At 69.0% G+C, this 11460-nt stretch carries 11 protein-coding genes, 1 rRNA gene and 2 riboswitches; of the genes, 11 read left to right on the forward strand and 1 reads right to left on the reverse strand.

Translation table 11 applies throughout. The annotated features are described in order from the left end of the window. The first annotated feature begins 3 nt into the window (after positions 1-3). The 11 genes from rrf to NON19_RS30805 all read left to right on the forward strand — a co-directional run bounded on the left by rrf (position 4) and on the right by NON19_RS30805 (position 10601). Positions 4-120: ribosomal RNA gene (gene rrf, locus NON19_RS30755) — 5S ribosomal RNA — on the forward strand. 247 nt (positions 121-367) lie between these two features. After that, positions 368-976, forward strand: coding sequence for a cardiolipin synthase ClsA (gene clsA, locus NON19_RS30760; RefSeq protein WP_255932467.1), 609 nt, complete (start codon positions 368-370; stop codon positions 974-976). A 137-nt stretch (positions 977-1113) separates the two neighbouring features. Continuing rightward, positions 1114-3609 carry a mannose-1-phosphate guanyltransferase gene (locus NON19_RS30765; protein ID WP_255932468.1) on the forward strand — a complete coding sequence of 832 codons (2496 nt, stop codon included), beginning with the start codon at positions 1114-1116 and terminating at the stop codon, positions 3607-3609. Between the two features lie 164 nt (positions 3610-3773). Next, positions 3774-4691 (forward strand): DUF881 domain-containing protein, encoded by a 918-nt coding sequence (locus tag NON19_RS30770; RefSeq protein WP_255932504.1) that lies wholly within the window; start codon positions 3774-3776, stop codon positions 4689-4691. Beyond that, positions 4688-5020: a small basic family protein gene (locus NON19_RS30775; protein WP_255932469.1), complete on the forward strand. Its 333-nt coding sequence runs from the start codon at positions 4688-4690 to the stop codon at positions 5018-5020. Before NON19_RS30770 ends, NON19_RS30775 begins: the two co-directional genes overlap by 4 nt. Positions 5021-5027: 7 nt before the next feature. Beyond that, on the forward strand, positions 5028-5876 hold the full coding sequence (locus NON19_RS30780) for a DUF881 domain-containing protein (RefSeq protein WP_255932470.1): 849 nt from the start codon (positions 5028-5030) through the stop codon (positions 5874-5876). 94 nt (positions 5877-5970) lie between these two features. After that, positions 5971-6915, forward strand: a complete 945-nt coding sequence (locus NON19_RS30785; RefSeq protein ID WP_255932505.1) for an FHA domain-containing protein — start codon at positions 5971-5973, stop codon at positions 6913-6915. Between the two features lie 26 nt (positions 6916-6941). Further along, positions 6942-7676: a transcriptional regulator FtsR gene (ftsR, locus tag NON19_RS30790; RefSeq protein WP_255932471.1), complete on the forward strand. Its 735-nt coding sequence runs from the start codon at positions 6942-6944 to the stop codon at positions 7674-7676. Between the two features lie 148 nt (positions 7677-7824). After that, positions 7825-8298 carry a bifunctional nuclease family protein gene (locus tag NON19_RS30795; protein ID WP_255924243.1) on the forward strand — a complete coding sequence of 158 codons (474 nt, stop codon included), beginning with the start codon at positions 7825-7827 and terminating at the stop codon, positions 8296-8298. Positions 8299-8538: 240 nt separating this feature from the next. Then, positions 8539-9147: a MerR family transcriptional regulator gene (locus tag NON19_RS30800; protein ID WP_255932472.1), complete on the forward strand. Its 609-nt coding sequence runs from the start codon at positions 8539-8541 to the stop codon at positions 9145-9147. Between the two features lie 74 nt (positions 9148-9221). Next, complete coding sequence (locus tag NON19_RS30805; protein WP_255932473.1) at positions 9222-10601, forward strand: DNA polymerase IV; 1380 nt, start codon at positions 9222-9224, stop codon at positions 10599-10601. A gap of 18 nt (positions 10602-10619) precedes the next feature. Here NON19_RS30805 and NON19_RS30810 read toward each other — a convergent pair whose 3' ends face one another. Then, positions 10620-11006 (reverse strand): PRC-barrel domain-containing protein, encoded by a 387-nt coding sequence (locus NON19_RS30810; RefSeq protein ID WP_255932474.1) that lies wholly within the window; start codon positions 11004-11006, stop codon positions 10620-10622. Positions 11007-11189: 183 nt separating this feature from the next. Then, a riboswitch (glycine riboswitch) is annotated at positions 11190-11293 on the forward strand. Then, a riboswitch (glycine riboswitch) is annotated at positions 11294-11427 on the forward strand. Positions 11428-11460 lie beyond the last annotated feature (33 nt).

The following is an 11460-nucleotide window of genomic DNA, read 5'->3' on the forward strand; positions in this document are numbered from 1 at the left end:
TGTTTCGGTGGTCATAGCGTTAGGGAAACGCCCGGTTACATTCCGAACCCGGAAGCTAAGCCTTTCAGCGCCGATGGTACTGCAGGGGGGACCCTGTGGGAGAGTAGGACACCGCCGAACAATTCTTGTAAAAGGGGCCTCTTCCCGGACCGTTCGTCCGGGAAGAGGCCCCTTTTTGTGTTCCCGGAGCCTCCCGGCATGCCGCTGACCGCGCCCCCTATGCGCTGGGCGCGCCCGCGCCCCGGTAAGGTCAAGACACATCGTCGCTACGTTCGTTCCCACGGCCTGCGTCACCCGCATGGACCAGACGGCGAGCGCCACTTACCGCTACTGACCGGTACCGGACTTACAACAGGAGGCACTGCGGGTGGAGGTCCAGGAGACACGGGTGCAGACTGACCGGGTCCTCACCATCCCCAACATCCTCAGCATGGCGCGTCTGGTAGGTGTGCCGGTCTTCCTGTGGCTGATTCTCTGGCCGACGTTCGGCGGACCGAACTGTGACGGCTGGGCCCTGCTGGTCCTGGCGCTGAGTGGGGTCAGCGACTACCTGGACGGCAAACTCGCCCGGCGGTGGAACCAGATCAGCAGCCTCGGCCGCATCCTCGACCCGGCGGCCGACCGGCTCTACGTTCTGTCCACCCTTGTCGGTCTGACGTGGCGGGAGATCCTGCCCTGGTGGCTGACCGGTGTGCTGGTCGCCCGAGAGTTGATGTTGGGCGTGGCGGTGCTGGTCCTGCGCAAGCACGGCTACGGCCCACCGCAGGTGAACTTTCTGGGTAAAGCGGCAACTTTCAACCTCATGTACGCCTTCCCGCTGCTGCTGCTGAGCGAGGGCAACGGGTGGTTGCACACAGTCGCTGCTATTTTCGGATGGGCGTTCGCCGGATGGGGTACAACGCTGTACTGGTGGGCAGGAATCCTCTACGTGGTTCAGGTCCGCCGACTCGTCAGGGCGGACGCCACGGCCGACTGAGCCCGCGTACCCGGCAGGCGCACACGAGGCCGGGTGACCGAGCGCGGGTTCAACGCCGAGAAAGCGATGGATCCACGGGTCATCTGGACGGGTGAAGTCGGTGAGAATGTCGTCTCTTCGAGGAGGACGCTTCCGACATGAAGGCCGTCGTGATGGCCGGTGGCGAAGGTACGCGCCTTCGCCCGATGACCTCCAGCATGCCCAAGCCGCTCCTGCCGGTGGTGAACCGGCCGATCATGGAGCATGTGCTGCGGCTGCTCAAGCGGCATGGTCTGAACGAGACCGTGGTGACGGTGCAATTCCTGGCGTCGCTGGTCAAGAACTACTTCGGCGACGGCGAGGAACTGGGCATGGATCTGACCTATGCCCATGAGGAGAAGCCACTCGGCACCGCGGGGAGCGTCAAGAACGCGGAGGAGGCGCTCAGAGACGATGCGTTCCTGGTCATCTCAGGAGACGCCCTGACCGATTTCGACCTGACCGAACTCATCAACTTCCATCGGGAAAAGGGCGCGCTCGTCACCGTGTGTCTGACCCGGGTGCCGAATCCGCTGGAATTCGGCATCACGATTGTTGACGACGAGGGCAAGGTCGAGCGCTTCCTGGAGAAGCCGACCTGGGGCCAGGTCTTCTCGGACACCGTGAACACCGGCATCTACGTGATGGAACCGGAAGTGTTCGACTACGTCGAGCCGGACGTACCGGTGGACTGGTCAGGGGATGTCTTCCCGCAGCTGATGAAGGAAGGCAAGCCCATTTACGGCTTCATCGCCGAGGGCTACTGGGAGGACGTCGGTACCCACGAGAGCTACGTCAAGGCCCAGGCGGACGTTCTCGAAGGCCGGGTCGACGTGGAGATCGAAGGGTTCGAGATCTCTCCCGGTGTATGGGCAGCCGAAGGCGCGGAAGTGCATCCCGACGCCGTATTGCGCGGACCGCTCTACATCGGTGACTACGCCAAGGTGGAGGCCGGTGCGGAAATCCGCGAGCACACGGTCATCGGCTCGAACGTCGTGGTGAAGAGCGGCGCGTTCCTGCACAAGGCGGTGGTGCAGGACAACGTCTACATCGGCCCGCAGACGAATCTGCGCGGCTGTGTCGTCGGCAAGAACACCGATGTGATGCGTGCGGCGCGCATCGACGACGGTGCGGTCATCGGTGACGAGTGCCTGATCGGCGAGGAGTCGATCATCGCAGGCAACGTTCGGGTCTACCCGTTCAAGACCATCGAGGCGGGCGCGTTCGTCAACACCTCGGTCATCTGGGAGTCCCGCGGCCAGGCGCACCTGTTCGGCGCGCGTGGTGTCTCCGGGATCCTGAACGTGGAGATCACTCCGGAGCTCGCGGTACGGCTGGCGGGTGCCTATGCCACCACTCTGAAGAAGGGGTCCACGGTCACCACGGCCCGCGACCACTCCCGTGGCGCACGGGCGCTGAAACGTGCCGTCATCTCCGCGTTGCAGGCCAGCGCCATCGACGTGCGCGACTTGGAGAACGTGCCGATGCCGGTGGCCCGGCAGCAGACAGCGCGCGGAAGCGCGGGCGGGGTGATGATCCGAACCACACCGGGCGTGCCGGACTCCGTCGACATCATGTTCTTTGACGAGCGGGGCGCGGACCTCTCGCAGGCCGGGCAGCGCAAGCTCGACCGGGTGTTCGCGCGCCAGGAGTACCGTCGGGCGTTCCCGGGTGAGATTGGCGATCTGACCTTCCCGTCCAGCGTCTTCGACTCGTACACCGGCGCGCTGCTGAGGGCGGTGGACACCACCGGGGTGCGCGAGGCGGGGCTGAAGGTCGTGGTGGACGCCGCGCATGGCAGCGCCGGGATCGTGCTGCCGAACCTGCTCGGCCGCCTCGGCGTCGACTCACTGACCATCAACCCCGGCCTGGACGAAGCCCGGCCGACCGAGACCGCGGACGAGCGCAGGTCGGGGCTGATCCGGCTGGGCGAGATCGTGGCTTCGGCCAGGGCCGCCTTCGGGGTGCGCTTCGACCCGGTCGGTGAGCGGATCTCGCTGGTGGACGAGCGCGGCAGGATCGTGGAGGACGACCGCGCGCTGCTGGTCATGCTGGACCTGGTCGCGGCCGAGCGGCGCAGCGGTCGGGTGGCCCTGCCAGTGACCACGACCAGGATCGCCGAACAGGTCGCCGCGTACCACGGCACGCAGGTGGAGTGGACCACCACCTCGCCGGACGACCTGACCCGGGTCTGCCGGGCGGAGTCCACGATCTTCGGCGGTGATGGGCGCGGGGGTCTGATCATCCCGGAGTTCAGCAGCGTCTTCGACGGCGCCGCCGCCTTCGTGCGATTGGTCGGCCTGGTCGCCCGCACCCAGCTCACGCTCAGCCAGATCGACGCGCGGATTCCGCGGGCGCACGTGCTCAAACGGGATCTGGCCACGCCGTGGGCGGTCAAGGGCATGGTCATGCGACGGGTCGTGGAGGAGGCGGGCGACCGCTTCGTCGACACCACCGACGGTGTGCGGGTGGTGGAGCCGGACGGCCGCTGGGTGCTGGTGTTGCCCGACCCGGCCGAGGCGGTGACCCGGCTGTGGGCGGAAGGGCCGGACGACACCTCCGCGCAAGCGCTGCTGGACGAGTGGTCCGCCGTGGTGGACAGCGCCGGACGCTGATCCGCGGGGTACCGCACGCGGTCGCCGCTGCACCTGGGCGGCGAGGCGTGCGGTACCGGTACGTGTGGGGATCGTCGCCGCGCGTGTGCGCGGCCGGGCTGACGGGGAGTCGAACGGCGCGTCGTACGGGGGCCGTTCGAGAAGTGTCGGTGCGACGTGCGACGATGTGCGGCATGCCGCAGCAGCCCCCCGTTCGGAGCACCTCCACGCCGTCCCCGCGCCGTGATGCCTCCATGTCGCTGCTGACCAACATCATGGAACACAGCCTGGACGACGGTTACGCGCAGGCCGCGGCCCGCCGTGGTGAGACCGGGCGCTCCCGGTTGCCGCGTACCACCCGTGGCCGGGCCGTGTTCGCGGCGGGGCTGGTGGTCGTCGCCCTGGTGATCACCCTCGGCGCCGCCCAGGCGCGGTACTCCGCGCCCACGGTGGCCAAGGAGCGCCAGGAGCTGATCGACAGGATCGGCAGCGAGAGCCGTGACACCGACCAGTTGCAGAAGGACGTGAACTCCCTGCGCGGCCAGGTCGAGGCGGAACAGCGGGACGCGCTGCCGCAGCACGGCGGGGACGACGCGGATCTGATGAGCCTGCTCTCCGGTGCGACGGCGGTCACCGGACCCGGTGTCCAACTTGTTGTGGACGACGCCAAGGAGGCCTCTGGTGGGAGCGGTTCCGGGCCGCGGGAGACCAGCGGCTTCTCGGACACCGGACGGGTTCGCGACCGTGACCTGCAGCGGGTGGTCAACGGACTGTGGCAGTCCGGTGCCGAGGCGGTGGCCGTCAACGGGCAGCGGCTGACCGCGTTGTCCGCGATCCGCGCGGCGGGTGAGGCGATACTGGTCGACAACAAGCCGCTGGTGCCCCCGTACACCGTGCTCGCGATCGGCGACGGGCCGCGGCTGAGCACGTCCTTCCAGGGCGGCCCGGACGGTCAGTACCTGCGAGTGTTGCAGCAGAACTACGGCATCCGTACCAGCATTTCGGTCAAGGACGAGGTGCGGCTGCCCGCCGCCCCGAGCGTGGCGGTGCGCATCGCGACGCCGGTCGCGGGTGCCGCGCAGACAGGGAAGGGCAAGCAGTGATCGCGGTTTTGGGGCTCGTCGTCGGAGTGGTGGTGGGGCTGGTGCTGCGGCCCGTTGTGCCGTCGGCGGTGGAGCCCTATCTGCCGATCGCCGTGGTCGCGGCGCTGGACGCGGTGTTCGGCGGGGTGCGCGCGATGCTCGACGGGATCTTCGACGACAAGGTCTTCGTGGTGTCGTTCCTGTCGAACGTCGTGGTCGCCGCGTTGATCGTGTTCCTCGGTGACAAGCTCGGCGTCGGTGCCCAGTTGTCCACCGGTGTGGTCGTGGTGCTCGGTATCCGTATCTTCTCCAACGCCGCGGCCATTCGCCGCCATGTGTTCCGGGCGTGAGGCGGCGATGAGCGACAACGAGCAGCCGGAGGAAGAACCGAAGCGCCAGCCGCTGCCGGCGGAGTCGGCGTCCGGGAACACGCAGAGCCCGCCGCCGGAAGCTGAAGCCACGTCAGGTGATGAGGGGGCCGTCCAACCCACCGGTCTGCAGCGGCTGATGAGGGGACTGTGGCCGCCGCGCTTCACCCGTGCCCAACTCATCTTCGCCGTGCTGCTGTTCGCGCTCGGCCTGGGCCTGGCCATCCAGGTGCGCACCGCCAGCGACAACGGTGTGCTGCGCGGCGCCCGCCAGGAGGACCTGGTGCGGATCCTGTCCGAACTCGACGCCAGGACGCAGCGGCTGGAGGACGAAAAGCGCGGACTGGACAACCAGCGCACCGAGTTGCAGAGCAGCTCGAACCAGGCCGCCGAGGCGCAGAAGCAGACCCAGCAGAAAGCCCAGCAACTCGGCGTACTGGCGGGCACGGTGGCCGTCCAGGGCCCCGGGATCACGCTGACCATCCGCCCGTCCGCCGGCGCGGTCTCGGCGGACGAACTGCTGGACACGCTCCAGGAACTGCGCGCCGCGGGGGCGGAGGCGGTGCAGATCAACGACGTACGGGCGGTGGCGGGTACGTACTTCACGGACGCCGGGGGCGGGGTGTCGGTCGACGGGCACCAACTGTCGCCACCGTATGTGTTCAAGGTCATCGGCAATCCGCCTGACCTGCAACCGGCGTTGAACATCCCCGGCGGCGTGGTCCAGACCTTGCAGAAGGAGCAGGCTACGGTATCCGTTGTACCGTCGCAGAAGATCGTCGTGGACGCCTTGCGATCCGTGAAACAGCCTGACTACGCTCGGTCGTCGGGCCAGTGAGGCGGGGGGACATGGAGCGCAGCTGGGGAGGGGTGGACAGCGCGAGGGGTCGGCGCACCAATGGGGTGGTGCGTGGTGGAAACTGTGGAGTGACCTGGTTCGTTGTCTGGATGACCGGAACGGCCGGTCGGTGTTGCGAGGGTTCGTCCTGCCCCACGGGCGGGTCTGTTTCGTTCAAGGGGAATCGCCCGTGAAGTTGTTTGAGAAGTTGTTCGGCAGGCGCGCACGGCAGGCTGGTGACCCGGCTACGGCGCGTCACCGGGCGCCCCGCCAGGCGCAGGGTGAGGGGACGGGCCAGGAGCGCCCGCTTTTCCGGGATGAGTCGGTTGCTCCGGGTGGCGACATTTCGGGCGGCCATGGGCCGGTATCTGTTGACCCTGCCGCCTCGGGCCGCATAGGTTTCCAGGAACCATCGACCTCAGGTATGGGTGGAGGGTTTTCCTCCGATCCGTACGCGTCGAACGTTCCCGCGGGCCAGCCGCGGCAGGAGGCTCAGCCCATGGCGTCCTTGCCGGTGTGTACGAGGTGTGGACACCAGAACGCGGAGGCGAGCCGCTTCTGCTCCAACTGCGGTGCGCCGCTGCGCGGCGGTGCCGCGGCGGAGCGCTCCTCCGAGACCACGTCCACCATCTCGATCTCCGGCCTGGAGGCCTACGAGGCGGAGGCGACCGGCCAGACCGCGCTGCCGTGGCTGTCCCCGGAGGTGCAGTCCGCGGTGGAGGCGCTGCCGCTCGGCTCGGCGCTGCTGGTGGTCAAGCGCGGCCCCAACTCCGGCAGCCGGTTCCTGCTGGACAGCGAGGTCACCACGGCCGGCCGGCACCCGCAGAGCGACATCTTCCTGGACGACGTGACGGTCTCGCGGCGGCACGTCGAGTTCCGCAGGGGCCCCGACGGCAGCTTCGGCGTGGCCGATGTCGGCAGCCTCAACGGGACGTATGTGAACCGTGAGCCGATCGACTCCGTCGTGCTCAACAACGGGGACGAAGTGCAGATCGGCAAGTACCGGCTGGTCTTCTACACGAGCCAGCGGAGCTACTGACCCGCACACCCGCAAGGGGAAGGTTCATGCTTCGTACACCGCCGGGCGGTGCCGGAAACGGCACCGCCGCCACGGACGGACGGCTGATGAGCATCGGCGCGGTGCTCGCGCTGCTGCGCGACGAGTTTCCCGAGGTCACCATCTCCAAGATCCGCTTCCTGGAGGCGGAGGGCCTGGTGGAGCCGCAGCGCACCCCGTCCGGGTACCGCAAGTTCGCGGTGCGCGATGTGGAACGGCTGGCTCAGGTGCTGCGGTTGCAACGCGACCACTACCTGCCGCTGAAGGTGATCAGGGAGTACCTTGACGCGCTGGACGCCGGGGAGCAGGTCGCCCTGCCGGGCCCGGCCGAGCCGGTGGACCTGCTGGAGGCGGGTGCGGAGCAGCCCGGCGGCGGGTCGCGGATCGGCCGGGAGGAGTTGCTGGCCGCCTCCGGCGTCGGCGAGGAGGCGCTGGGCGGCTGGGAGTCGTACGGCCTGATCGAGGCGGACGCGGACGGTGCGTACGACGCCGAGGCGGTCGCCATCGCCAAGCTCATCCGGGACCTGGGCAACTACGGGCTCGAACCGCGGCATCTGCGGGCCGTCAAGGCCGCCGCCGAGCGGCAGGTCAGCCTGGTGGAGCAGGTGGTCGCGCCGTTGCGTAGGCACCGCAACCCCCAGACCAGGGCGCATGCCGAGGCGACGGCGCGGGAGCTGGCCGCCTTGTCGGTGCGGCTGCACGCCGCACTCGTCCAGTCGGCGCTGCGGGTCCGGCAGATCTGACCGGGATCTGGCGGCGCATGGCTTACCTGTTGGTAACGGCGTATGGCCTGGTCACCGGCGAACCGTTTCGGCCAGTGGGCGGCCGACGCGTCCCGAGGGCGGAATGCCCGACTACCCAAAGTCTTCGGTAACGGCCTAGGGTTGCTGTGTGAATGAGCTCGACGTCGTGGGTGTACGGGTGGAAATGCCCTCCAACCAGCCGATCGTGCTGCTGCGTGAAGTGGGCGGCGACCGGTACCTGCCCATCTGGATCGGACCGGGTGAGGCGACCGCGATCGCCTTCGCCCAGCAGGGCATGACGCCCGCGCGCCCGTTGACCCACGACCTCTTCAAGGACGTTCTCGACGCGGTGGGCCAGCAGCTCACCGAGGTGCGGATCACGGACCTGAGGGAGGGCGTGTTCTACGCGGAGCTGGTGTTCGCCAGCGGGGTCGAGGTGAGCGCACGGCCGTCCGACGCCATAGCGCTCGCACTGCGCACCGGAACGCCGATCTTCGGTAGCGACGGTGTCCTGGACGACGCGGGGATCGCCATCCCCGACGAGCAGGAGGACGAGGTCGAGAAGTTCCGCGAGTTCCTCGACCAGATCTCGCCGGAGGACTTCGGCACCAGCAACCAGTGACCAGCCCGAGGCAGTTCAGGGCATTCGGCTAGCCTTTCCCGCGGAACGGGCACGCGAAACCACTCTTGGGGTGGAAATCACTCGGCGTGCCGAGTGTGGCGATCGTTGACGCACTCCGAGTGACTCCCTACCGTCGAGTGGGAAAGTCCTGGAGGGTGCAACGCCGTGTCTCCCGCGCATCCGGTGGCGGGCAGGGCCGCGTACCTGTGTGCTCCGGGATGTGAAGGGACGGAGGTCGGCGTGAGAAGCACCGGCGACGGGGCGGCCGCGGGCGGTGCGTTTCCGGTCCACGGGGCTGCGTCCCGCACCCCGCACCGCAGGACGGACGAGGGCGCCACGGGGGCGGAGCGCGAGATCGAGAGCGTCGGCTACCGGGGCCCCACGGCCTGTGCGGCGGCCGGGATCACCTACCGGCAGCTGGACTACTGGGCCCGCACCGGCCTGGTCGAGCCCAGCATCCGGCCCGCGTACGGGTCCGGAACCCAGCGACTTTACAGCTTCCGTGACGTTGTCGTCCTCAAAATCGTCAAGCGGCTGTTGGACACCGGCGTCGCGTTGCAGAACATCCGTACCGCGGTGCGCTACCTGAGCACCTGGGCCGAGGCGGACGCGGTCCGCACCACGCTGATGTGCGACGGCGCCACGGTCTACGAGTGCACCTCGCCCGACGAGGTGGTGAGCCTGCTCCAGGGCGGCCAGGGCGTCTTCGGGATCGCGGTGGGCGTGGTCTGGCGGGACGTGGAGAACAGCCTGGCCCAGCTGCACGGCGAGCGGGTGGACACCGGAGAGACCCTGGTCGGCCACAACCCCGAGGACGAGCTGGCCCGCCGCCGCAACCGCGCGGGCTGACCGGTCCCGCGGCGTTCCAGCCCGCCGTACAGGTGTACGGCAGTTGTCGGTGCCATACGGCAGCATCAGGTGCTGTGAGGAACACACCGACGATCCTGCATCTCGACATGGACGCCTTCTTCGCCGCGGTGGAGCAGGCAGCCAAGCCGAGCCTGCGCGGAAAGCCGGTGGTGGTCGGCGGTCTGGGGCCACGCGGTGTGGTCTCCACGGCCTCCTACGAGGCGCGGGTGTACGGGGTGCACTCCGCGATGGCGATGGCGCTGGCCAGACGGCTGTGCCCGAACGCGGCCTATCTGACACCCAGATTCGGGCTGTACCGCCAGGTGAGTGACACGGTCATGGCCCTGCTGCACGAGCTGTCGCCGCTGGTGGAGCCGCTCAGCCTGGACGAGGCGTTCGTCGACCTGGACGCCGGCGAGTGCGGTGAGCGGCTGCGCGCCCTGCCGGAGTCCGAACTGCTGGCCGGAGTGCGCCAGGTCGCCGAGCGGCTGCGGGCGGACATCACGGCGGCCACCGGGCTGACCGCCTCCGTCGGTCTCGCCAGCTCCAAGCTGCTGGCCAAGATCGGTTCCGACGCCGCCAAGCCCGACGGCCTGGTGCTGATCGAGCCGGGCACGGAACAGGACTTCCTCGGCCCGAAGACGGTACGCACCCTGTGGGGCGTGGGCCCGGCCACCGCCGAGCAGCTGCGGCGGGCCGGGATCAGCACGGTCGCCGAGGTGGCGGAGGCGGGCGAGGCCGAGCTGGTCCGGCTGCTCGGCAAGGCACACGGCGCTTCGCTGTACGCCATGGCCACCGGCCAGGACGACCGGCCGGTGGTGGCCGACCGCGATGTGAAGTCGATCTCCGTGGAGGACACCTTCGACGTCGACCTCACCGACCGGGTCCGGGTGCGCGCCGAGGTCGGGCGGCTGGCGGACCGCTGTGCGCAGCGGCTGCGCTCGGCGGGCCGCTCCGGCCGTACCGTCGTGCTCAAGGTGCGCCGCTATGACTTCACCACGCTCACCCGCTCCGAGACACTGCGCGCGCCCACCGACGACCCGGTGGTGGTCAAGGAGACCGCCGGGCGGCTGATCGAGGCGGTGGACACCACGGGAGGGGTGCGGCTGCTCGGCGTCGGAGTGGCCGGCCTCGCCGACTTCACCCAGGAGGACCTCTTCGCCCAGGTCCACGAGGACGCCCGGGGCGAGGCGGAATCCCCCGACACCGCCCCCGTGCGCTCAGAGCCGGGCCCACAGCCGGTAGCGCACCTGTGGAGACCGGGCCAGGACGTGACGCACGCCGAGTACGGGCCCGGATGGGTGCAGGGCAGCGGGGTCGGCCGGGTCACCGTCCGCTTCGAGGTACCGGGCGGCGAGCCGGGCCGGGTGCGCACCTTCGCGGTGGACGATCCGCTGCTGGCACCCTCCGAGCCGCTGCCGCTGGTGCCGGGGCGGCCCGCCGAACCGCCGTGACCGGTGCGGCCCGGCGGGTCAGTCCTGGGCGTCCTCGCCCGCGACACGGCCGAAGTCGGTGTCGCCCGGCGGCCTGGCCTCGGGACCCGGAGGGGGTACTTCCAGGCCGTAGTGGTGGTAGAGCTGCAGTTCCTGTTCGGGGGAGAGATGGCGGCCGACGCCGAAGTCCGGGGCGTCCTTGACCAGGGACTTGTCGAACGGCACCAGCAGCGACTCGCCCTCCAGTTCGCTGGGTTCCAACGGGACGAACGCGTCGCGCCCGAAGAGCCCGGTGCGCACCGCGGCCCACTCCGGTTCGCCCGTCGCGTCGTCGAGGTACACCTCGTCCACCGTGCCGATCTTCACGCCGTTGCGGTCATACGCCTTGCGGCCGATCAGGCTCCGCGGATCGATTTCGGTCTGCACGATCCCTCCATGCGGTCGAAGGGGGCCCTCCCAGCCCTTGGGTCAGTGGGGGAGGTCCAACACCTTCACGAAAAGCCACTTTCCGGGGCATGTCGAATCGAGAGGACGGTCACGTCGGGTCGAAGGACCATTCGAGGACCATCGGTTTGCGACGAGTGCGCTGGTAGGGTGGCAAGTGGCCGCTGACCCTGTGCGGGAGAGTCCTGGCGACAACGGAAACCGTCGTCAGGCGCCGAAGGAGCAAACCCTCCCCGGAATCTCTCAGGCATCCGTACCGCGCGGACGAGGTCACTCTGGAAAGCAGGACGGGCTGACTCGGCGCGTGATCGGGCCGGGGCGGTTTCCGTCCTCACCGACGGTGAAAGCCGCGTCGCCTCGGCGGGCGCGGTGAAGCTCTCAGGTCGATGACAGAGGGGGAGGCCGACAGGGCACCCGCTCCGAGGTGCCCCTCACA

The organism is Streptantibioticus rubrisoli, from assembly GCF_024436055.1.
GTDB lineage: Bacteria > Actinomycetota > Actinomycetes > Streptomycetales > Streptomycetaceae > Streptantibioticus_A > Streptantibioticus_A rubrisoli.